This window comes from Gordonia amicalis NBRC 100051 = JCM 11271 (assembly GCF_000332995.1).
Classification (GTDB): Bacteria; Actinomycetota; Actinomycetes; order Mycobacteriales; family Mycobacteriaceae; genus Gordonia; species Gordonia amicalis.
In genome coordinates this window covers 1-21,193 of sequence record NZ_BANS01000043.1, presented here as the reverse complement: position 1 = coordinate 21,193, position 21,193 = coordinate 1, and the positions used below count along the sequence as shown (strand labels likewise).

Genomic DNA, 21,193 nt, shown 5'->3' with positions numbered 1-21,193 from the left:
CTCACTTCCGCGTCAGGATGTCGAGGAAGATGCGGAGGTCGTCGGGCGTCGCCTCGCCGAGGCGTCCGTGGGCGTGGACGAAGCCGATAGCGGCGTAGAGCAGCGTGGTCGCGCGGGCATGGGCCTCCGCCTCGTCGAAGCCGAGTTCACGCATCGCCTGATGGGCGATCTGGAAGATCTGACCGTCCAGCTCGGAGATCGAGTCCGCGATCGACTCGTCGGTCTCGGCCCACCTGCGCATCGCGGCCTCCATGCGCCAACGCCGGGGGTCGGACATGAGCCGCGTCATGCCCTCGATCCGCTCGATGGGCGGGAGCACCTCGAGCTCCGCGATCTGTGCCACGGCTGCGGCCTGAACCTTCTTGCAGTGGGCGGCGAGCTCGGACTTCATCGTCGCGAGGTCGGTGAAATGCCAGTAGAAGCTGCCCTTGGTGACGCCGAGCCGGGCACTGAGGTGGGAGATCTTCAGACCGTCGATCCCGTCCTCGAGAAGGACCTCCACCGCCGCGTCGAGCCAGTCGTCGGCGCCGAGACGCGATCCGCGCGTCGGAGCGCCCTCTCGGGTCGGCTGGGGCTCCGCGGGGTGGTCCGGCATGGAATCGCCTCTGGTCGGGTCTCGCGACGTCGGATCTCAAGAACTGCAAACTCTCGGATCACATCGCTTGATCGTGAGAAAACCTTACAAGCGCGTACCGCGAGTTCGCCGGAATGAACCGAAATCATCTCTTATGTGGGCCTAAGTAGGAGGCGTAAGGTGGTCGCGACAAGGAGGTTCCATGGCCAAGCGCGTGAACACGATGACGGTGCTCCGACGGGAACAGATCAGCCCGCACTTCGTCCGCCTCTACCTGGGCGGAGAAGGTTTCGACGACTTCCAGGAGGCGGTCGGGGCACCCGATGACGCCGACACCGACATGTACGTGAAGTTCGTCTTCGCGCCGGACGGGGTGACCTACCCGGAGCCCTTCGACCTCCAGGAACTGCGGACGACGCTGCCTCCCGAACAGCAACCCGTCCTGCGCACCTACACCGTTCGCCGTGTCGATCCCCAGGCCCGGGAGATCCTCGTCGATTTCGTCGTCCACGGCACCGAGGGCATCGCCGGCCCATGGGCCGCCTCGGTGGAGCCGGGCGAAACCGTCCGGTTCATCGGACCGGGCAGCGGGTATCGGCCGAAGTCCGAAGCTCCGTGGCACCTGCTCGCCGCCGACGAGGCGGGACTGCCCGCCGTCGCCGCCGCACTCGAGGCGCTGCCCGCCGACGCGGTCGCCAAGGTGTTCATCGAGGTCGCCGGGCCGGACGACGAGCTCGACCTCACCGCGCCCCCGGGCGCGGAGATCGTCTGGGTACACCGCGGCGGACCGGCCGGGGAGGTCGACGACTCGGTCGCCGGCGACAACGCACCCCTCATCGCCGCGGTCCGCGAGGCGCAGTGGCTCGACGGCGAACCCCACGTCTTCATCCACGGCGAGGCCCAGGCCGTCATGCACAACCTGCGCAGCTACATCCGCAAGGAGCGCAAGGTGAGCGCGGGCAACGCCTCGATCTCCGGGTACTGGCGGCGCGGCCGCACGGAGGAGGGCTTCCGGAAATGGAAGGCCGAACTGCGCGCCGCCGAAGAGGCGCCGGTGTCGGTCGGTAGAGCCGGCCGATAGGCATCGATCCGGCCACGGCACCGCGTGTGGGGTTGCACCCGCTCCTGCCGCACGCTGTGCTGACGGACATGCTCGACGACTTCGCCGATCACCTGCGCCTGGAGAAAGGTCGCAGTGAACACACCATCCGCGCATACGTCGGTGGTGCGCGGGCGCTGCTGTCGTTCGCCGGTGCCCGCGGAGTCGCCGCGGCGGACATCGACCTCGCCCTCCTGCGCGCCTGGCTGGCCGAACTGACACGCCGCGGCGCCGCCCGCACGACGATCGCGCGGCAGGTCTCCGCGGCGAAGACCTTCTGCACCTGGGCGGTTCGCGAGGGCATCATGGCCACCGATCCGTCACAGCGACTCAAGGCTCCGAAAGCACATCGCACCCTGCCTGCGGTGCTCGCGCCCGGACAGGCCGACGCCGCGATCGATGCGACCGCTCAGGACCGCGACCCCGGAGACCCGATCGCACTCCGAGATCGCCTGATCCTGGAGTTGTTGTACGCCAGTGGAATCCGTGTCGGAGAACTGTGCGGGCTCGACGTCGACGACGTGGACGCCGGGCGACGCATCCTGCGGGTGATCGGCAAGGGTGACAAAGAACGTGCCGTGCCCTACGGCGAACCGGCGGCCAAGGCCATCGACGACTGGCTGCGACGCGGGCGTCCCGCCCTGGCCACCGACACATCAGGAGCCGCGCTGCTCCTCGGGGCACGCGGCGGCCGGCTCGACCAGCGGATGGCACGGTCGGTCGTGTCCCAAGCGGTCGCGGCCGCCGGCGGCCCGGCGATGGGACCACACGGCCTCCGGCACAGCGCCGCGACACACCTCCTCGAAGGTGGAGCCGACCTACGCGTCGTGCAGGAACTGCTCGGGCACTCGTCGTTGGCGACGACGCAGATCTACACCCACGTGAGCGTCGAACGCCTGCGAGCGGTGCACCGCCAGGCACACCCCCGCGCCTGATCACGGTGGTGGCCCCGGCTTCAGCGGTTTGAGCCGGACCCGCACCGCCCCGAGGAGGCCCAGCGGGTTCAGGTACTCCGCATCGCGTCCGACCCCGCGTCGAGCGCCCCAGTGCAGGCACGCCGGCACCGGACAGCCCGGATGCCCGGCGACGAGCGTGCCGATCAGCTCGCCGCGGGACACATGGTCGCCCTCGTCGACGGCGGCATCGACCGGTTCGTACGTCGTGATCACCCCGTCCGGATGCTGCACCGAGATGACCGGGCGTCCGGCGACCCGGCCCGCGAACCGCACGCGACCCGCTCCCGCCGCGGCGACCGGCACTCCGGGTGCGGCCGCGAGATCGACACCCCGGTGACCCCGTTGCCATCTCTTCTCCGGCGCATCGAAGCCGGTCACGACCGTCGGACGCGGAGACAGCGGGGCAGAATAGGGGCGAGGTGCGGCGGTACCGGCCTGCGGGGTCGGGCACAGGACGGCCAGCCACAACAACGCGGTGAGCACAAGGCGGGAACAAGCGGGCGGCACACCTCTTGGACGCACGCGGCGCCGATCCGGATCCGTGGCCTGGGTCGGCGGCCGGAACGTTTTGGTTTTCGCTGGTCGACGCGCGTAAACTTTCGTCCGCACCTCATCGGTTGTTGATGGGGTGACTTCGCGCGCCTGCGAAAACACACGCCGAGTGGGCAGTCCCGGGCCTGGTCATCGACCGGTTCGGGTGGCACTCGCCGGCAGGCGCCAGGGTCGGCACCAACCCGGTGTCGACAGACAACTGCGACAAAAGGACATCTCATGGCTGTCGTGACCATGAAGCAGCTGCTTGACAGCGGCGCACACTTCGGGCACCAGACCCGCCGTTGGAACCCCAAGATGAAGCGATTCATCTTCACCGACCGCAACGGCATCTACATCATCGACCTGCAGCAGACGCTGACCTACATCGACAAGGCCTACGAGTTCGTCAAGGAGACCGTCGCCCACGGCGGCACCATCCTGTTCGTCGGCACCAAGAAGCAGGCTCAGGAGTCGATCGCCGCTGAGGCAACCCGCGTCGGCATGCCGTACGTGAACCAGCGTTGGCTCGGTGGCATGCTCACCAACTTCAACACCGTGCACAAGCGTCTCCAGCGCATGAAGGAGCTGGAGACCATGGAGCAGACCGGTGGCTTCGAGGGTCGCACCAAGAAGGAAATCTTGATGCTGACCCGCGAGAAGAACAAGCTCGAGCGCACGCTCGGCGGCATCCGCGACATGGCCAAGGTTCCCTCGGCCGTGTGGGTCGTCGACACCAACAAGGAGCACATCGCCGTCGGTGAGGCTCGCAAGCTGAACATCCCGGTCATCGCGATCCTGGACACCAACTGCGACCCCGACCTGGTCGACTACCCGATCCCGGGCAACGACGATGCCATCCGCAGCGCCGCCCTGCTCACCCGCGTCGTGGCCTCGGCCGTCGCCGAGGGTCTCCAGGCCCGCGCCGGTGCCGCCGGTGGCGACGCCAAGCCGGAAGCCGGCAGCGAGCCGCTCGCCGAGTGGGAGCAGGAGCTGCTGACCCAGGCCGCAGCTCCCGCCGGTGGCGAGGCAGCCACCGACGCCCCGGCTGCTCAGTAACACCGCCGCAGCAATTCGGTCCCACCACACTCTTTCGAAGGAGGCTCGCCAACGATGGCGAACTACACCGCAGCCGATGTGAAGCGTCTTCGCGAACTCACCGGCTCTGGAATGCTGGACTGCAAGAACGCGCTGGCCAACAACGACGGTGATTTCGACAAGGCCGTCGAGGAGCTGCGCATCAAGGGTGCCAAGGACGTGGGCAAGCGCGCTGAGCGCTCCACCGCCGAGGGCCTGGTCGCCGCCAAGGGCGGCGCCATGATCGAGATCAACTCCGAGACCGACTTCGTCGCCAAGAACGACGAATTCCAGAAGCTCGCCGATGACATCGTGGCCGCGGCCGCCGAGGCCAAGACCAACGACGTCGAGGAGCTGAAGAAGGCTGCTCTCGGCAGCGGCACCGTCGACGAGGCCATCGCTGCCCTCTCCGCCAAGATCGGCGAGAAGCTCGAGCTCCGTCGCGTCGTCTACTACGACGGCCCGGTCGCCGTGTACCTGCACAAGCGTGCTTCGGATCTCCCGCCCGCCGTCGGCGTGCTGGTGTCCTACTCCGGTGAGGGCGAGGGTGCCGATGAGGCCGCCCGCGGCGCCGCCATGCAGGTCGCAGCTCTCAAGGCGCGCTACGCAACCCGCGACGAGGTCCCCGCGGACGTCGTCGAGAACGAGCGTCGCATCGCCGAGCAGACCGCCAAGGAGGAGGGCAAGCCGGAGCAGGCTCTGCCCAAGATCGTGGAGGGTCGCGTCAACGGCTTCTACAAGGACGTCGTGCTGCTCGACCAGCCGTCCGTCCAGGACTCGAAGAAGACCGTCAAGGCCCTGCTCGACGAGGCCGGCGTGACCGTCAAGGGCTTCACCCGCTTCGAGGTCGGCCAGGCCTGATCGTTTCCCGGGCCTCCCCGGACGACGACTCGACCGCCCCGTCTCCCATCGTGGAGGCGGGGCGGTTGTCGTTTCGCCGCAGCACCAGCGTCAGGCAGCCGACACCGATCGCGAGTGCGGCCAGAACCCACAGCGTCATGCGGAATGCACCCAGGAAGGTGCGTGCGGTGACCGCGCGTGCCGCACTCTGCGTCCAGGGCTGCGCCTCGCCGGCGATCGCCGCGACCGTGCTGTTCGCCGGGGTGCCCGCACATCCGGTGGCAGGTCGTTCCGGATGTGGCGAGGTGAGCTGTCGTGTCGCGCACCAGGTGAACCGGTCGGCCACCGCCGGCCGGAACATCGGATCGACCGGCGAATCCTCCAGTGCGACGGCGAGTTCCGCGTGCACGGCGGGCACGCTCGTGCCGGTCTGCCCGGCCACCTGTCCGAAGAAGAACATCGTCACGAGCGCCAGTCCGATCGATGCGCCGATCTGTTGCACCGTCGGGATCGTGCCGCTGGCCGACCCGACCGTCTCCGCCGAGGTGTCGGAGAGGATGACCGCCTGCAGGGGGGGGCGACGAACAATCCTGTACCGACACCACCGAGGACCAGGGGAGCCAGGATCGCCGTCACCGGAAGGATTTCCGACGCCGGGTCGAGGACCAGCGCGATCCAGGCGAACGCCACCCCGACGGTGAGAACACCGCCGAGCAGAACCCGTGGCGCGCTCAGGTGGGCGACGGCCCACGGCGAGGCGACCGATCCCACGGCCGCCCCACAGGCGAACGGCAGAGCGAGCAGTCCGGTCTCCAGCGCCGAGTACCCGAGACCGAACTGCGCCGTGATCGACACGGTGAAGAAGAAGCCCGCGAAGACGCTGAAGAACAGCAGCGACATGCCCAGTCCGACCGCGAACCGGCGGGAAGAGAAGAGATCGATGCGCAGCAACGGTGTTCCGCCCCGGGCCGCGAGCCGTTTCTGCTGCCACACGAAGGCGACCGACAGGACCACGGCGGCGCCGAGCATGACCCAGAGGAGTGCCGGCCACTGTTGTTCCCGCCCCACGGCGAGTCGGTACAACAGCAGGAGCAGCGCGGTTGCCGAGAGCGTCATCCCGACGATGTCGGGCCGGTCGGGATCGGGGTCGACGTCGGCGGGGAGTCGACGCCACGCCAGCACGCAGGCGACGACCCCGAGCGGCAGGTTGACGAAGAAGGTGGTGCGCCAACCCCATCCGGCGACGTCGGCGTGCACGAGCAGTCCACCGACGACGGGACCCAGGATCGCGGCGAGACCCGCCACGGCGCCGTAGATCCCGAAGACCAGCCCGTGGCGTTCCCTGGTGAACAGGGCGGCGATCAAGGCCAGTGTCTGTGCGGACATCAGCGCCGCGCTGATGCCCTGCGCACCGCGGAACACGATGAGCATCACCGGAGCCGTTGCCATGCCGCACAACATCGAGGTGACGGTGAAGGCGATCATCGCGATCAGGAACAAGCGCCGACGCCCGTACCGTCCGCGGAGGGTCGCCGCGGTGAGCAGCGTGCACGCGAACGACAACGTGTAGACCGTCAGCACGAGAAGTTGCTGCGAGGTCGACGCCCCGAGGTCGACCGTCAGGTCGGGGAGCGCGATGTTGACGATCGTCGTGTCCAGCATCTGCATGAACACGCCCAGCAGACACCCGGCAAGGGCCAGCCACGCCGGGCCTGCGGTCACGAGGTGAGTGCGGGCAAGGAGGCTCGATAGTCACCCTGCTCGGCCGCCGTGCTGATGACCTCGACGAAGCGTTCGACGTAGCGCTGCACCGATTCCCGCGCGATGTCGGTGTTCGGGTACAGGAAGGTGATCGAGGTCGTGGTGGGGAAGCGGTTCACCCACATGTAGACCTCTTCGCTGCTACCGCGGTTGCCGAACAGGCAACCGTTTCCGGCCTCGAAGATCTCTACACCCGGCAGCTTGCGAACGTCGATGTAGGAGATCATCGGCACCGACCAGCCGGGCACGACATCGAGCCCGTCCCGGGGTTCGGCCAGCTCCAGCACCCGGTGGAAGGAGATGTCGGTTAGCTCTTTTCCGGCGGCGTAGCTGCGTGCCGCCTGCGGTGCGAGGCTGCGGAACGTCGTCGTGTCGTCGACCGTCAGTGGTACCGGGATGAGGCTGGTGAACCAGCCCACCGAGTTCATCTCCTCGGCGCCGGACCTGGTGCTCTTCGGTGTCATGCCGAAATACTCGTTCTTGCCGGTGAATTCGGCGTAGACCAAGGCGGCGGTGGCCATGACCCCGGAGATCACGTTGGAACCCAGTTCGCGGCAGACGTCCTCGAAGCGCTGGGCGGCAGCCTCGTCGAACACCGTCGCGTTGAGAAGCGCACTCCGCGTGTAGCCTTCGTCGCCGGTGCCGAGGGGGAGCGGGAAGCTGGGCAACCGGCCCTCGTTGGCCCGGACCAGCTCGATCCACCTTTCGACGTGGGGCGAGCGCCGGGTGAGCTGCCGGGAGATGGCGCGTTCACGTGCGCAATAGTCGATGTAGCTTCCCACGGAGGGGAGTTCGGCCCCGGCGCCGAACGCGGCGTTCATGTAGAGCGTCATGAGCTCCAGGCAGGTGGACGCCTGGGAGATGCCGTCGGTGTTGAGGTGGTCGACGGCGGCGTAGACCGTGAAACCGCCATCCCATTCGATCGCACCGAAGGTGAAGCAGTCCCAGTTGAACGGACCGGCCGTCTCGTCCTGGACGAGAGTGCAGAGACGCTCGGCGTCGAGATCGCCGTGGTCGACGGGCACGGCATGTGGGGTCCAGTTGAGCGAAGACTGGCGTTAGCGAGTGCCGGTGGCGAAACCCGTTGCTATGGCGGTTGATTCGCCGGATTGGTGGGTGTTGGCGGGCGTGTGGTGGTTGCATGTCGGGTTGTGCGTGATGAGGGCGGGGCCGGGTACGGCCAGTTCGGTGTGCTGTCGAGGGGCGAGCTGGAGCGGTTCTTCTACCTCGATGACGAGGATCGTCGTCTGATCGCGGGCCGGCGGCGGGATTCGAATCGGCTCGGTTTCGCGCTTCAGCTGGTGACTGTTCGGTACTTGGGGATGTTTTTGCCCGATCCGCTCGATGTTCCGGGCGAGGTCGATTACCTGGCTGAGCAGTTGGAGATCGCGGATCCGTCGTGTGTGAAGTCCTACACCGACCGGGAGAAGACCCGGTTCGAACACGCGTGGGAGATCCAGCGCAGGGAGGGGCTGGTCTCGTACGCGCAGGTCGAGGCCGAGCTGCTGACGTGGATCGCGGATCAGGCGTGGATGACCGGCGACGGCCCGAAGGCCCTGCTTGCGGGCGCGGTGGACTGGTTGCGCAAACGCAACGCTCTACTGCCTGGTGTCACGACCCTGGAGCGGCTGGTCACCGACGGCAAGCAGGATGCTGACCGGCGCCTGTGGGCGCAGCTGGCCAGCCAGATGTCGGGCAGGGAGGCTGGGCAGCTGCTGGGGCTGCTGGACACCCAGGAGGGGAACCGCCGCAGGTATGTCGAGCTGGAGCGGCTGCGTAAGGGCGCGTTCACCCCTTCGTCGACGGGCATGAAGAACGCTCTTGCCCGGGTGCGTGACGTGAACGCGGTGATCCCGGCCTCGGTGGATATCGCGGCGGTGCCGGCGCGCCGGTTGATCGCCTTGGCCGCGCACGGCCTGACCGGCAAGACCGCGCACCTGCGGCGGCTGAAATCCCAGCGGGAGCGGTTACTGGCGTTGCTGTGCGCGACGGTGTTCACCTTGCGCGCCAAAGCCATCGATGACGTGCTGGAGCTGTTCGACCTGCTGATGGTCACCGACTTGATGGCCAAGGCCGAACGCCAGTCCAAGGACGAGAAGCTGAAGCGCTACCCGCGGGTGAGCCGCAACGCCGGCAAGCTGGCCCAGGCGGTGCGGGTGCTGCTGGAGATGAGCGAAAACGAGCCGGGCTTGTCGCTGGAGCTGGTGTGGGATCTGATCGAGAATACCGTGTCCAAGGCGGAGCTGCGTGCGGCGCTCGCGGCGATCGATGAGCTGGTGCCGCAGGCGGATCCGGAGTGCGACTCGCAGCGGCTCGAGGAGCTGGCGAACCGGTACGCCACGGTGCGGGCGTTCCTGCCCGCGATGATGCGCAACATCGATTTCGGTGCCACCGCCGATGCCGCGCCGGTGTTGAAAGCCGTTGCCGCGCTGGCGGATCTGATCTCTCCGCAACGCACTGGTCGCGGCGGGTTACCGGCCCGCTGGCTTGATGCCCGCCGTGTCGATCACGACCTGGTCGGGGGCGGCTGGCAGCGCCTGGTCTACCCGCCCGAGCGGCCGGAACAGACCGTGGACCGGGCCGCCTACACCCTGTGTGTGCTCGAGCAGTTCCACGGGCATCTCAAGCACCGCAACATCTTCGCCGAGAACTCCTCCAAATGGCGTGACCCGCGTGCGCACCTGTTGTCGGGCATGGCGTGGGAATCCGCCCGCGACAGCGGCATGAACGTCCTCGGCCTGCCGGACAATCCGCGCTCGATGCTGGGCGAGCTGGGCGAAAGCCTCGACGCCACCTACCGGGAGCTGGCCGCACGGTTGGGTGCCGACACTCCGGCGACGGTGGACGAGGACGGGAAACTGCACGTGGCGGCGTTGAACGCGGTGCCGGACCCGCCGAGCCTGGTCGATCTGCGCCGCCGCACCGCGGCGATGATCCCGCGTGTGGACCTGCCGGAGATGGTCCTGGAGGTGATGAGCTGGTATCCGGAATTCGGGGAGTCGTTCACCCACGTCGCCGGCACCAAGGCCCGCGTCGCGGACTTGGGTGTGTCGGTGGCCGCACTCCTGTGCGCCCAGGCTATGAATGTCGGGCTCACACCGGTGACCTCGCCTGGCGCCGACGCGCGATCGGCTGCGCCACGTCGACCAGCACTACCTACGGGCGGAGACGATGGCCGCGGCGAACACGGTGCTGGTCAACGCCCAAGCCGAGGTGGCGTTGGCCCAGCTGTGGGGCGGCGGCTGCGTCGCCAGCGTGGACGGGATGCGGTTCGTGGTACCTGTCCGGTCGATCCACGCCCGACCCAACCGAAAGTACTTCGGGCCGAAACGGGGCAGTACCTGGCTGAACATGCTCAACGACCAGGCCGCTGGGCTCAACGCGATGGTTGTGTCGGGCACGCCGCGCGACTCGCTCAACGCCATCGACGTGATCCTGCGTCAACCCGAGGGCAGCAAGGTTCCCGACGACATCATTTCCGACGCCGGATCATATTCCGACATTGTCTTCGGCCTGCTGCATCTGCTGGGCCGCAAGTACCGGCCGCAGCTGAAGCACTTGCCCGACCAGCGGTTGTGGCGCATCGACCCGGCCGCCGACTACGGGCCCCTGGACAAGGCCGCACGAGGGCGGATCGACATCGAGAAAGTTTGCTCTCACTGGGAGGACATGTGCCGGGTGGCGGTGTCGATGAACCGTGGTGAGGTCTCCGCGCACGAGGTCACGCGCATGATTTCCCGCGACGGCAATCCCACCCATCTCGGCCAGGCCATCGCCCACTACGGCCGGATCTTCAAGACCCTGCATATCCTGCGGCTGGCCGACGACGAACCCTACCGGCGGGAAGCCAAGGCACAGGCCAACCTTCAGGAAGGACGCCACGACCTGGGCCGTACCGTGTTCCACGGCCGCAAGGGTGAACTCGTGCGCGCCTACCTCGACGGCATGGAAGATCAGCTGTCCGCGCTGGGGCTCGTTTTGAACATCATTGTGCTGTGGAATTCGGTGTATCTGAGCCGTGCTCTGGATGAGCTGCGTGCCCAGGGCTACCCGGTGCGTGACGAGGATGCCGCCCGGCTGTCGCCGTTCGTCCGCCGCCACATCCGTCTCGACGGTCACTACTCCTTTCTGCTGCCCGACCTCGGTGGTGCGCACCGGCCACTGCGGGATCCGGACGCTCCCGATGATGACGACTGATGAGTCTCGAGCGCCGGGCGTTCGGAACCGATCGCCACTGTTCACGGGCTGTTATCGTTGTCCGATATCGGTTTGGTCATTGCTGGTGTGGAGGGTGGCATGCGGGAGTTTCAGCGGGGTGCGGTGCGGTTGCACATCCTGCACCACGCCGCGCTCGAGGATGTGCACGGTGCGTGGTTGACCGAGGAGCTCGGCCACCACGGGTACCGGATCAGCCCGGGGACGTTGTATCCGACGCTGCATCGGCTCGAGGCCGACGGGCTGTTGACCTCGCGGCAGGAGGTGGTCGAGGGCCGGGCGCGGCGGGTGTATCGGGCCACCGACGCCGGGCGGGCGGCGTTGGCCGAGGACCGCCGTGCCCTGCTGGAGCTGGCGAGAGAGGTCCTCGGAGACGAGCTCGGCGAGCGGTCAGCGTGAATCCGCGGTGGCGGACGTGGCGGGGCGCAGCCGGGCGTCGAGGGACCAGGCGCCGGCGCCGACGATGAGCAGGAACAGGCTGCCGCACAGTTGCGCGAGGTCGGTGCGGGATTCGTGGACGAAGTCCCACCACCCGGACTTGCCGGTGAACAACGCCGCATCACCCCACAGGATGGGCAGTTTCGTGATCAGTAGTGCGCCTGCCATGTTGACGATCATCGGGATCACGGCCAGGCGGGTGAGCAGTCCCACGAGAATGAGGGCGCCGCACGCGATTTCGAAGATGCCGTCCAAGGGTGCGAGGACATCGGGGGCGGGGATGCCGGCCTTGTCGAAGCGTCCGGTGCCGAGCTGGTCGGGGTAGAGGAATTTCTGGATGCCTTCGAACAGGAAGACCGCGCCGACGTAGAAGCGGATCAGGACCACCGCCGCGGGTGCGGTGGTGGTGGTCAGTCGGGCCTGCCAGGTGTCGAACGGGGACACGGGATACCTCTCTGATCGGATGTGTCGAGGGTCAATCGTTGTTGTGGTTGCCCTCGCCCGGCACGGGTGCTGTGCGTGCCAGCGCGCGGCGGGTGAGGTAGGCGAGGGCGCCGAGCGCCAGGACCGTGGCCCCGGCCAGTACCGAAGACAGCGGCAGGGAGAAGGCCAGCACGAGGCATCCGGCCAGGCCCACCACCATGATGGGGCGCGCGGGACGGCCTTCGGCGGGGGTGAGGGTCCAGGCGGCGGCGTTGGCGATCGCGTAATAGGCCAGGACACCGAACGAGGAGAAGCCGATCGCACCGCGCACGTCCACGGTCGCGGCGAGGACGGCCACGATCACGCCGACGGTGAGTTCGGCGCGGTGGGGCACCTTGAACCGGGGGTGGACCGCGGCCAGGGCGTGGGGCAGGTGCCGGTCGCGCGCCATGGCCAGACTGGTGCGCGAGACCCCGAGGATCAGCGCGAGCAGCGACCCCAGTGCGGCCACCGCCGCGCCGACCCGCACCACCGGGGAAAGCCAGCCGCAACCGGCGGCGCGCACGGCATCCGACAGCGGCGCGGTGGCCGTGGCCAGGGTATCCGGGCCGAGCACGCTCAGCACCGCGACGGCGATGACGGTGTAGACGACCAGCGTGATACCCAGTGCGAGGGGAATGGCGCGCGGGATGGTGCGGGCCGGGTCGCGGACCTCTTCGCCGAGGGTGGCGATTCGCGCGTAGCCGGCGAAGGCGAAGAACAGCAGGCCCGCCGCTTGCAGGACACCGGCGGCGGTGACGTCGCCTCCGAGGTCGAGCCGGGTGGCGTGCGCGGTATCGGAGGTGAGGGTGGCCACGGCGACGGCGGCGAGCACGGCCAGCACGATCGCGACGATCGTGCGAGTCAGCCACGCGGTCTTCTGCACCCCGGCATAGTTGACCGCCGTCAGCGCGACCACCGCGCCGACGGCGACGGCGTGCGAATGCGCGGGCCAGGCGTAGCTGCCGACGGTCAGCGCCATCGCCGCGCAGGAGGCGGTCTTGCCGACGACGAACCCCCACCCCGCGAGGTATCCCCAGAAATCGCCGAGCCGTTCCCGCCCGTACACGTAGGTGCCACCCGAGGCCGGGTATCGTGCGGCCAGCCGCGCCGAGGAGGTCGCGTTGCAGTAGGCCACCACCGCCGCGACCGCCAAGCCCAGCAACAGCCCCGACCCCGCCGCGCGGGCCGCCGGAGCCAGGGCGGCGAAGATGCCCGCGCCGATCATCGACCCCAGCCCGATCACCACCGCGTCGGCGACCCCCAGCCGCCGGTGCAGCTCGTCGGGCACGTCGGTGGCCCGCGCCGTGCCCGACGGGTTGCTGTTCGACACCACCGGTTTCTCCTATCGTTCTCCGATATCGGGAGACGATATACGCGCGGCGTGTTGGTCGCCACCCGTCGGTTCGCGAGTCGACCACTCTGTCGGACGTGTGTGTCGCCGGATGCCGATGCGTGACACCGGCTGGGGCAGGGGATCCGGCGGTGCCCACCGGGATCAGGGACGGGAGACGGCCGGGGTGCGCAGGTGACGGCGCAGGGGTGGCAGTTCGACCAGACCGGCGGCCAGCAACGCCGCGCAGATGGCGGCCAGTACGCCACCGAGGACATCAATGGGGTAGTGCACGCCCAGATACACCCGGGCCGCCGCCACGACCAGGGTTGCGGTGGCGCCGACGGCCCCAGCCAGGATGCGCCAGCCGCCCTGCGTCACGAGCACCGCGGCCAGCGCGGCGGCGGCCGCGAGGGTGGTGTGGCCGCTGGGGAAGCTCTGTGCGTTGTCGGGAGCGATCACCCACAGCCGGCTCGGGGGCCGGGCCTCGGCCACACCCAGCTTGATCACGGACGCGATCATCAGCGCACCGCCGAGCACCAGCAGTGTCTGTACCGCGTCGCGACCTCGGCGGCGCCACCACAGTGCGGCCGGAGCCAGGATCGTCGCCGCGACCCCGACCGCCGCGGACGCCGCGTGCGTCGCGGCGATCGACAGCGCGGTCGACACCCCGTTACGCCACCCGGCCACCGCGTCATCGACCGCGATACCCCATCGCGTCACCTCGGTGCTCGTTGCCGCCGCCCCCACGCCAAGGAGCACCATCAGCATCACCGAGGCCGCAGCAAGCCTCTTCCACGCCGGGGAAGTCACGGCGCTGGGTGATCCTCGGTGCCGCACGCGGCCACCGCCAGCGGCACCGCACCGAGCCCGATCAGGAACCTACGACGTGTCAGCACAGACAATTGCGCACCCTTCGTCACGATCACGAGCCCATCGCTCGCACCCACACAACAAGATATCGACTCACGATATCGAACTCCGATAGTGTTTCCCAGGTATGCAGCTGGGCTGCCCGGGGTTCGAGGAGGTCGGATGAGTGCGGCAGACTTCGGGTTCGACGATGTCGTGGTGGTGCGCGACAGTGTGCGTGCGCTCGATGGGTTCAGCGCGGTCGTCCCCGGCCACGGTGTGACGGCCATTTACGGGCCCTCGGGGTCGGGAAAGTCCACGCTGCTACGGCTGTGCAATCGGCTCGAGATTCCCACCACGGGACGCGTGCTCTACGGTGGCCGCGATATCGCCGAACTCGATCCCCTGCGGCTGCGCCGACAGGTGGGCATAGTGTTCCAGCGACCCACACCATTTCCCGGCACGATCGCCGAGAACCTGCACACCGCCGACCCGGACGCGGATCCGCCGCGCATGCGGGAGGTGCTGGCGCGGGTCGGGCTGTCCGGGTCCTGGCTCGACCGCGACGCGACCGCGCTGTCCGGGGGTGAGGCGCAGCGAATGTGCCTGGCGCGCACCCTGATCACCGGACCCGAGGTCTTGCTGCTCGATGAACCCACCTCCGCACTCGACGAATCGGCCGTAGACATCGTGGAACGCGCGGTACTCGGGCTGGCAGGCGACGGAGTGACCGTGCTGTGGGTGACCCACGATCCACAGCAGGTCCGGCGTGTCGCCGACCGGGTGCTACGCATCGACGCCGGACGATGCGTCGGCCTCGACCCGGTCAACCCGCCACCGGACACCCTCGAGGAGATCCCATCGTGAACGATCTGATCAGCATCGCCGGGCTGGCGACCTCCCTGGCCCTGGTCGGGGTCGCCGCCACGATCTCGCTGTGGCAGCGCCTCGGCTTGCACCGGCAGATCCTGTGGGCCGCGGTCCGGGCGCTGGTTCAGCTGCTGCTGGTCGGGGCCGCGCTGAGCCTGCTGCTCGAACCCGGCCGGTCACTGGCGTGGTCGTGGCTGTGGACCGCGGCGATGGTCGCCTACGCCGGCGACGTCGCCCGCCGACGCGCACCCGAGTTCCCCCGCATCATGGCGCTGACCATCACCGCGTTCGCCGCCGCCGCCGCGATCACCCTCGGCGTCGTCTTCGGATTCCGGGTCCTTCCCCTGGAAGCACGCACCCTGGTCCCCATCGCCGGGATGATGGTCGGCAACTCCATGACCGCCACCGTGCTGGCCGCCCGCCGCCTCGTCGAGGAACTGCGCGACAAGCGCGACGAGGTCGAGGCCCGGCTCGCACTCGGCCAACCCTCCAGCCAAGCCGCCCGACCGTACGTGCGCGCGGCACTGCGCTCGGCGCTGACACCGCAGATCGAAACCACCAAAGCCACCGGCCTGGTATTCCTGCCCGGAGCGATGACCGGACTCATCCTCGCGGGCGTCGCACCGGTACAGGCCGTGCGGCTGCAAGCCGTCGTCATGTTCCTGGTCCTGGCATCGGTATCCACCACCACCGTCGTCGTGACTCTCGGACTCGTGCGGCGCGTGTTCACCACCGACCACCGACTCCTGCCGCTACCCCGACCACAACAAACCAGCCACGGCAGCACCGGCCCCGCGACGACCTGACCGTTTCGATCCCGTCGGCAGGCTCAGCGACCCGGACGGCGACGCGCGGCCGGGTCGGTGTCGGCCTGATAGCGCCGCAGCCCCTCGTCGGAGACCCTCGCGTACTTGGCGAGGCTGCGCACCGACGTGTGCCCCGACAGCTTCATCAGCAGCGGCGTCGACGCGCCGTCCTCGGCCGCGTGCGTCAACCGGGAATGCCGCAACTGGTGCAGCGTGTACGGGCCGTTGTCGTAGTGCCCGGTGTGGGCCTCGAACAGCTCGGCCGCGCGCCGGTAGGACAACCTGGCCCGGCCCGTCACCGGGTCGACATCGTTGCGGGCCACCGAGGGGCGGGCCCTGCGGTCGGTGAGGAACAACGGGCCGGTCCTGCGGCCCGCCAGCATCCGCGGCAACAACCGTGAAGTGCCGGTCTGCCACGCGATGACCTCACGCGCCCCACCCTTACGGGTCACCACCGCACACCGGTTCGCGATGTCGAGATCGGGCACATCCAGCATCAACACCTCCTCGGCACGCGCCGAGGACTCATACAGCAAATGCCACAACACCCGCTGCCGCAGGCCCGCATCCGATCCCAAGATCTCCGCGACGCGGTCCCGGCTCAGCGCCTTGCTGGTGTCGGGCGGCGCGGGCCGTGCCCGCAGCCGCACCAGCGGATCACCGGCCAGCCACTGCTGCTCCCGCCAGTACCCGCACGCCGACCCCAGCGCGGTCAACCGGATGTTGAACGTCTTCGCCGACTTGCCACCCCACACGAACGTGAACCACCCACTCACCCGATCCGGCTCCGAACCCAGCAGCGCCACATCCGTATCCGCCCCGAAGTCGGCGACGAGGCGAACCAGCGCCGCCGCGTACGTCGCGCGCGTGTTCGGCACCGTGATCGTCGCCAGATAGATCCGCACCGCATCGGCCAGCCGCACACCACCCGCCGACCGCGGCAGCCTCCGAACCTGTCCCATCCCACCGACCTCCCCACGCACTACCGCAGATAGTTTCCCGAGTCGCCCCCGCCCACGAGACGCATCGCGCCAGGACTCGCCCGAGACTACCGCACATAGTGCGTCACTATGTGCGGTAGATGCTTAGCGCCAGTTTCCGCAGAAAAAATGGGCAGAAGGCGAAAATCCTTCCACGCGAACGACTCTCACTCCTCAACCAGGCGACACGCCGGCCACCCAGGGAAGTCGCCGCAGGCACCGTTTCGTCGCGACCGAGCGCTACGAGCCGATTTATCTGGCCCGAATCCGATGCCCCGAGGGATCCTCTGGGCATCACCACACCAGCACTCGCTAACGCCAGTCTTCGCTCAACTGGACCCCACATGCCGGCACCATCTCGATGTCCTCGGTCGGCACGAGATGACGAAGCACCGAACCGTCGTTCTCGATCGAGAACCACGAACGGAAGCTGTCGTGACGCCGGATGAACTCGTTGACCGCCGTGGTCATCGCCTCCACATCCAGCGGGGCCGCGACGTCGAATGCCATGAGGCACAACCGGGCGAACCGGAAACCGGCGGATTCGTTGCGCCACGCAACTTTCAGGTATTCCTCCTGCTAATGCGACGCGGGGACGGGATGGGCGGGCGCCTGTCCGGCGGCGGTGACCGAGGCGAGTGAGGCCACCCAACTCGTCAGATGACCGGGGCGCGGGTCCCACTCCTCGATCAGTCCGAACTTAATCATCGTGTGACCACCTCTTTGCTGAAGGGGATTTGCTACCGGGTGAACCGGGTTTCGAGGCGCTTGTCATTCAGGTGACTTATAGCACTTCGACGGTCGCCCGGACGCTACATGAGATTGGTCGACGATGTAACGGGGTTCCGACGGATGGGCCTCGTTCTGGTGAAAATGTCAGGCTTCCTGGACAATTGACCACATCTGATGTCAGTTGGTCCCCTGGTGGACACCGTCGCTCTCGTCCGGCAGACTGCCTCCGCATCGCCTGTGATGCGGATCGCATCGCTGTGGTGCTGTGGGAAAGCGGAGTGGATGAACGAACAAGGTCTCACCGGGGTGAACGGTCGCCGCATGTTCGGTGCAGTGGGTCTCGTCGCGCTGTCGTGCTGGCGATGATGGTCGGTCTGCCCAGCCGTGCTGCCGCGGAGCCGAACCCGGCGTCGATCGTCGCCGAACACGTGCAGCCTGCGGGTGAGATCGACCTGGCGGTGCGGTCGACGGCGATGCGTCAGACGGTGACCGTCAAAGTTCTTCCCGCACGAGGGGATCGGCCGGCGCCCACGCTGTACCTGCTGAACGGCGCCGCCGGCGGTGACGGCGGCAGCAGCTGGTTCGACCGCACGGACATCCGGACGTACTTCGCCGATCAGAACGTCAACGTGGTCGTACCCATGGGTGGCACCGCGAGTTACTTCACCGACTGGCAGCATCCGGATCCCGTGCTCGGGGTGCAAAAATGGGCCACGTTTCTCACCTCGGAACTGCCCGCGGTGATCGACCGTCGTCTCGACGGGAACGGCCGCAACGCGATCGCGGGCATCTCGATGGCCGGGGCCTCGGTGTTCCAGCTCTCGCTGCACGCCCCCGAACTGTACGAGGCGCTCGGCTCGTTCAGCGGGTGTGCCCAGACCAGCGACCCGATGGGCCAGGCGGTCGTGCGAATGGTCGTGGAGGGACGCGGCCACGGCAACACCCTCAACATGTGGGGGCCGCCGACGAGTCCGGCATGGCGGGCCAACGACCCGTATGTGCACGCGGCGTCGTTTCGCGGCAAGTCGATCTATGTGTCCAATGGTTCCGGCACACCTGGGCGCTACGACACGATCGATGGCCCGGGCATCGACGGGAACCTCTCCAAACTGTTCGATCAGCTCGCCGTCGGTGCGGTGATCGAGACCGCGACGGCCGAGTGCACGCGCAACCTCCAGCGCCGGCTGCGCGAGGTCGGGGTGCCGGCGACCTTCCACCTTTACCCCGGCGGCACCCACTCGTGGCCGTACTGGCAGGACGAACTGCACCGCGCCTGGCCCCAGTTCCGCGCGGCGCTCGCACGCTGACACCTACGCGTGTCGCGGGTCGCATTCGGTGAGGACGTACCATAGTTCTCCGAACCGACGAGTGAGGAAGCGAATGAGCGAAGCGCCCGATCCCACCCCATCCGATCTCGACAAGTCCGAGCGTTCCGGGTCCGGGCGTTCCGGATTCCATCGAGTCCTGTTGAAGCTGGGCGGTGAGATGTTCGGCGGGGGAGAGGTCGGTCTGGACCCGGACGTCGTCGCGACCGTGGCCGATCAGATCGCCGACGTCGTCAACTCCGGTGTCCAGGTGGCCGTCGTCATCGGCGGCGGCAACTTCTTCCGCGGCGCCGAGCTGCAGCAGCGTGGCCTCGACCGTAGCCGCTCGGACTACATGGGCATGCTCGGGACGGTGATGAATTGCCTTGCTCTGCAGGACTTCCTGGAGAAGCGCGGCATCAGCACACGCGTGCAGACCGCCATCACCATGGGTCAGGTCGCCGAGCCGTACCTGCCGCTGCGCGCCCAGCGTCACCTCGAGAAGGGACGCGTGGTCATCTTCGGCGCCGGAATGGGCATGCCGTACTTCTCCACCGACACCACCGCCGCCCAGCGCGCGCTGGAGATCAAGGCGGAGGTGGTCCTCATGGCCAAGGCCGTCGACGGGGTCTACGACGCGGACCCGCGTACCGACCCGAACGCCCGAATGTTCACCGAGATCACCCACCGCGAGGTCCTCGACAAGGAACTCAAGGTCGCCGACGCGACCGCCTTCAGTCTGTGTATGGACAACAAGATGCCGATCTTGGTGTTCAATTTGCTCCAACAGGGCAACATCGCCAGGGCGGTGGCCGGAGACCGGATCGGCACGCTGGTCAGCACCTGACGAACACCCGCGCCCCGCACGAGAACACGGCCTCGCCAGGCCCTACCGAACGGAACAAGGACGAAGATGATCGACGACGCGCTGCTCGACGCCGAGGAGAAGATGGAAAAGGCGGTCAACGTCGCCAAGGAGGACATGGGCTCCATCCGCACCGGACGGGCGAATCCGTCCATGTTCAACAAGATCAACATCGAGTACTACGGCGCGATGACCCCGGTGACCCAGGTCGCGTCGATCAACACCCCGGAGCCGCGCCTGGTCGTCATCAAGCCGTACGAGGCGTCGACGCTGCGAGACATCGAGACCGCGATCCGCAACTCCGACCTCGGTGTGAACCCGACCAACGACGGCACGATCATCCGCGTCGCCATCCCGCAGCTCACCGAGGAGCGTCGTCGCGACCTGGTCAAGCAGGCCAAGGGCAAGGGTGAGGATGCGAAGGTCGCCATCCGTAACGTGCGTCGCAAGGCCGCCGACGAGCTCAAGCGCATCCAGAAGGACGGCGAGGCCGGCGAGGACGAGGTCACCCGTGCCGAGAAGGAACTGGACAAGACCACGGCCACCTACGTGCATCAGATCGACGAGCTGGTGAAGCACAAAGAAGACGAATTGCTCGAGGTGTGAGCGAGAAGGCATCCGACCCCGAGAAGAAGTCCGGGCCCGAGAAGAAGTCCGGGCCCGAGAAGAAGTCACGGGCAGGTCGTGACCTCCCGGCTGCGATCGCAGTCGGAGGCACGCTCGGGGTCAGCATCATCCTGATCCTGCTGTTCGCGCCGATGCTCTGGTACGGCCTCGTCGCCGTCGCGTTCGCGATCGCCACCTGGGAGGTCACCAAGCGGCTGCACACCGCCGGGTACAACGTCGCCTTCTGGCCACTGCTCATCGGCGGCCAGGTCATCATCTGGATCAGCTGGCCGTACGGGCCCACCGGAGTGCTGGTCGCCTTCGTCGCGACCGTCCTGGTGTCGATGGTGTGGAAGCTGCTCGCCCAGGGCATCTCGAACGCACCGGAGGACTATCTCGTAGACCTGGCACTCACCGTGTTCGTGCTGGCCTGGCTGCCGCTCCTGGCATCCTTCGGCGTCCACCTGGTGACGCAGGAGGACGGTGCGGCCCGGGTCGCGACGCTCATGGTGGTCGTCGTCTGCTCCGACGTCGGTGGATATGCCGCCGGTGTCCTGTTCGGCAAACACCCCATGGCGCCGGCGATCAGCCCCAAGAAGTCGTGGGAGGGCCTGGTCGGTTCGCTGCTCGTCGGCACGGTCGGCGCGGTCGGCTGCATCACGTTCCTGATCGGCAGCCACTGGTGGATCGGATTGATCCTGGGACCCGTCCTGGTCGTGTGCGCGACTCTCGGCGACCTGGTGGAGTCACAGGTCAAGCGCGATCTCGGCATCAAGGACATGGGGACGCTGCTCCCCGGCCACGGCGGCATCATGGACCGCCTCGACAGCCTGCTGCCCTCGGCGTTCGTGGTGTGGGCGGTGCTGACCGCTCTCCTCTGAAACGTGGGGCG

The 21,193-nt window shown here is 67.9% G+C and carries 18 protein-coding genes and 4 pseudogenes; 13 read left to right on the top strand and 9 right to left on the bottom strand.

Annotated elements, in window-relative coordinates; genetic code table 11:
- Position 1 precedes the first annotated feature (1 nt).
- Positions 2–595, bottom strand: coding sequence for a TetR/AcrR family transcriptional regulator (locus GOAMI_RS18745; RefSeq protein ID WP_006438162.1), 594 nt, complete (start codon positions 593–595; stop codon positions 2–4).
- Between the two features lie 181 nt (positions 596–776).
- Between GOAMI_RS18745 and GOAMI_RS18740 the strand changes: the two genes are divergently transcribed.
- Together GOAMI_RS18740 and GOAMI_RS18735 are read left to right on the top strand one after the other, a co-directional pair.
- Positions 777–1,655 carry a siderophore-interacting protein gene (locus GOAMI_RS18740; RefSeq protein WP_006438161.1) on the top strand — a complete coding sequence of 293 codons (879 nt, stop codon included), beginning with the start codon at positions 777–779 and terminating at the stop codon, positions 1,653–1,655.
- A 26-nt stretch (positions 1,656–1,681) separates the two neighbouring features.
- On the top strand, positions 1,682–2,608 hold the full coding sequence (locus GOAMI_RS18735; protein ID WP_006438160.1) for a tyrosine recombinase XerC: 927 nt from the start codon (positions 1,682–1,684) through the stop codon (positions 2,606–2,608).
- Here GOAMI_RS18735 and GOAMI_RS18730 read toward each other — a convergent pair whose 3' ends face one another.
- Positions 2,609–3,136, bottom strand: coding sequence for a M23 family metallopeptidase (locus GOAMI_RS18730; RefSeq protein WP_157228342.1), 528 nt, complete (start codon positions 3,134–3,136; stop codon positions 2,609–2,611). It abuts the gene before it with no gap.
- Between the two features lie 264 nt (positions 3,137–3,400).
- On the opposite strand from GOAMI_RS18730, the gene rpsB reads away from it, so the two are divergent.
- Both rpsB and tsf read left to right on the top strand, forming a co-directional pair.
- The gene (rpsB, locus tag GOAMI_RS18725; protein WP_006438158.1) at positions 3,401–4,219 is read left to right on the top strand and encodes a 30S ribosomal protein S2; all 819 of its coding nucleotides are present in this window, start codon (positions 3,401–3,403) and stop codon (positions 4,217–4,219) included.
- A 54-nt stretch (positions 4,220–4,273) separates the two neighbouring features.
- Complete coding sequence (gene tsf / locus GOAMI_RS18720; protein WP_006438157.1) at positions 4,274–5,098, top strand: translation elongation factor Ts; 825 nt, start codon at positions 4,274–4,276, stop codon at positions 5,096–5,098.
- Here the strand turns inward: tsf and GOAMI_RS18715 are convergent.
- Positions 5,070–6,745, bottom strand: a pseudogene (locus GOAMI_RS18715) (MFS transporter). The gene tsf and the pseudogene GOAMI_RS18715 overlap by 29 nt on opposite strands.
- Positions 6,746–6,795: 50 nt before the next feature.
- Positions 6,796–7,863 (bottom strand): annotated as a pseudogene (locus GOAMI_RS18710) (condensation domain-containing protein); the annotation flags it as partial.
- A gap of 87 nt (positions 7,864–7,950) precedes the next feature.
- On the opposite strand from GOAMI_RS18710, the pseudogene GOAMI_RS23615 reads away from it, so the two are divergent.
- The 3 genes and pseudogenes from GOAMI_RS23615 to GOAMI_RS18695 form a co-directional block, all read left to right on the top strand.
- Positions 7,951–8,463 (top strand): annotated as a pseudogene (locus tag GOAMI_RS23615) (DUF4158 domain-containing protein); the annotation flags it as partial.
- A 1,546-nt stretch (positions 8,464–10,009) separates the two neighbouring features.
- The gene (locus GOAMI_RS23610; protein ID WP_238063687.1) at positions 10,010–11,035 is read left to right on the top strand and encodes a Tn3 family transposase; all 1,026 of its coding nucleotides are present in this window, start codon (positions 10,010–10,012) and stop codon (positions 11,033–11,035) included.
- 99 nt (positions 11,036–11,134) lie between these two features.
- Positions 11,135–11,452, top strand: a complete 318-nt coding sequence (locus GOAMI_RS18695) for an Rv3488 family transcriptional regulator (protein ID WP_006438151.1) — start codon at positions 11,135–11,137, stop codon at positions 11,450–11,452.
- On the opposite strand, the gene GOAMI_RS18690 is transcribed toward GOAMI_RS18695, so the two are convergent.
- The 3 genes from GOAMI_RS18690 to GOAMI_RS22370 all read right to left on the bottom strand — a co-directional run bounded on the left by GOAMI_RS18690 (position 11,444) and on the right by GOAMI_RS22370 (position 14,099).
- The gene (locus GOAMI_RS18690; RefSeq protein ID WP_006438150.1) at positions 11,444–11,935 is read right to left on the bottom strand and encodes a DoxX family protein; all 492 of its coding nucleotides are present in this window, start codon (positions 11,933–11,935) and stop codon (positions 11,444–11,446) included. The two genes, GOAMI_RS18695 and GOAMI_RS18690, sit on opposite strands and share 9 nt — an antisense overlap.
- Before the next feature lie 31 nt (positions 11,936–11,966).
- The gene (locus tag GOAMI_RS18685; RefSeq protein ID WP_376740336.1) at positions 11,967–13,286 is read right to left on the bottom strand and encodes an APC family permease; all 1,320 of its coding nucleotides are present in this window, start codon (positions 13,284–13,286) and stop codon (positions 11,967–11,969) included.
- Between the two features lie 165 nt (positions 13,287–13,451).
- Entirely contained in the window at positions 13,452–14,099 is a 648-nt protein-coding gene (locus GOAMI_RS22370) for a phosphatase PAP2 family protein (RefSeq protein WP_210738451.1), read from the bottom strand.
- Between the two features lie 222 nt (positions 14,100–14,321).
- Here GOAMI_RS22370 and GOAMI_RS18675 point away from each other — a divergent pair, with 222 nt between their 5' ends.
- Entirely contained in the window at positions 14,322–15,005 is a 684-nt protein-coding gene (locus GOAMI_RS18675) for an ABC transporter ATP-binding protein (protein WP_006438147.1), read from the top strand.
- A complete protein-coding gene (locus GOAMI_RS18670) occupies positions 15,002–15,814 on the top strand; it encodes an ABC transporter permease (RefSeq protein ID WP_006438146.1) in 813 nt (270 codons plus the stop codon). The genes GOAMI_RS18675 and GOAMI_RS18670 overlap by 4 nt, the downstream gene beginning before the upstream one ends.
- Before the next feature lie 23 nt (positions 15,815–15,837).
- Here GOAMI_RS18670 and GOAMI_RS18665 read toward each other — a convergent pair whose 3' ends face one another.
- Positions 15,838–16,776, bottom strand: coding sequence for a tyrosine-type recombinase/integrase (locus tag GOAMI_RS18665; protein WP_006438145.1), 939 nt, complete (start codon positions 16,774–16,776; stop codon positions 15,838–15,840).
- A 366-nt stretch (positions 16,777–17,142) separates the two neighbouring features.
- Positions 17,143–17,502 (bottom strand): annotated as a pseudogene (locus GOAMI_RS23825) (condensation domain-containing protein); the annotation flags it as partial.
- Positions 17,503–17,888: 386 nt separating this feature from the next.
- Between GOAMI_RS23825 and GOAMI_RS18655 the strand changes: the two are divergent.
- The 4 genes from GOAMI_RS18655 to GOAMI_RS18640 all read left to right on the top strand — a co-directional run bounded on the left by GOAMI_RS18655 (position 17,889) and on the right by GOAMI_RS18640 (position 21,182).
- Positions 17,889–18,833, top strand: coding sequence for an alpha/beta hydrolase (locus GOAMI_RS18655; protein ID WP_081598271.1), 945 nt, complete (start codon positions 17,889–17,891; stop codon positions 18,831–18,833).
- 73 nt (positions 18,834–18,906) lie between these two features.
- Positions 18,907–19,677, top strand: coding sequence for a UMP kinase (pyrH, locus tag GOAMI_RS18650; protein WP_006438142.1), 771 nt, complete (start codon positions 18,907–18,909; stop codon positions 19,675–19,677).
- Positions 19,678–19,743: 66 nt separating this feature from the next.
- Entirely contained in the window at positions 19,744–20,301 is a 558-nt protein-coding gene (gene frr / locus GOAMI_RS18645; RefSeq protein WP_006438141.1) for a ribosome recycling factor, read from the top strand.
- Entirely contained in the window at positions 20,298–21,182 is an 885-nt protein-coding gene (locus GOAMI_RS18640; RefSeq protein WP_006438140.1) for a phosphatidate cytidylyltransferase, read from the top strand. The genes frr and GOAMI_RS18640 overlap by 4 nt, the downstream gene beginning before the upstream one ends.
- Positions 21,183–21,193 lie beyond the last annotated feature (11 nt).

Coding starts and splice junctions, on each gene's coding strand:
- GOAMI_RS18740 (WP_006438161.1), top strand. CDS start 777: ATGGCCAAGCGCGTGAACACGATGACGGTGCTCCGACGGGAACAGATC.
- frr (WP_006438141.1), top strand. CDS start 19,744: ATGATCGACGACGCGCTGCTCGACGCCGAGGAGAAGATGGAAAAGGCG.
- GOAMI_RS18745 (WP_006438162.1), bottom strand. CDS start 595: ATGCCGGACCACCCCGCGGAGCCCCAGCCGACCCGAGAGGGCGCTCCG.
- GOAMI_RS18675 (WP_006438147.1), top strand. CDS start 14,322: ATGAGTGCGGCAGACTTCGGGTTCGACGATGTCGTGGTGGTGCGCGAC.
- rpsB (WP_006438158.1), top strand. CDS start 3,401: ATGGCTGTCGTGACCATGAAGCAGCTGCTTGACAGCGGCGCACACTTC.
- GOAMI_RS18695 (WP_006438151.1), top strand. CDS start 11,135: ATGCGGGAGTTTCAGCGGGGTGCGGTGCGGTTGCACATCCTGCACCAC.
- GOAMI_RS18665 (WP_006438145.1), bottom strand. CDS start 16,776: ATGGGACAGGTTCGGAGGCTGCCGCGGTCGGCGGGTGGTGTGCGGCTG.
- tsf (WP_006438157.1), top strand. CDS start 4,274: ATGGCGAACTACACCGCAGCCGATGTGAAGCGTCTTCGCGAACTCACC.
- GOAMI_RS23610 (WP_238063687.1), top strand. CDS start 10,010: ATGGCCGCGGCGAACACGGTGCTGGTCAACGCCCAAGCCGAGGTGGCG.
- GOAMI_RS18655 (WP_081598271.1), top strand. CDS start 17,889: ATGATGGTCGGTCTGCCCAGCCGTGCTGCCGCGGAGCCGAACCCGGCG.
- pyrH (WP_006438142.1), top strand. CDS start 18,907: ATGAGCGAAGCGCCCGATCCCACCCCATCCGATCTCGACAAGTCCGAG.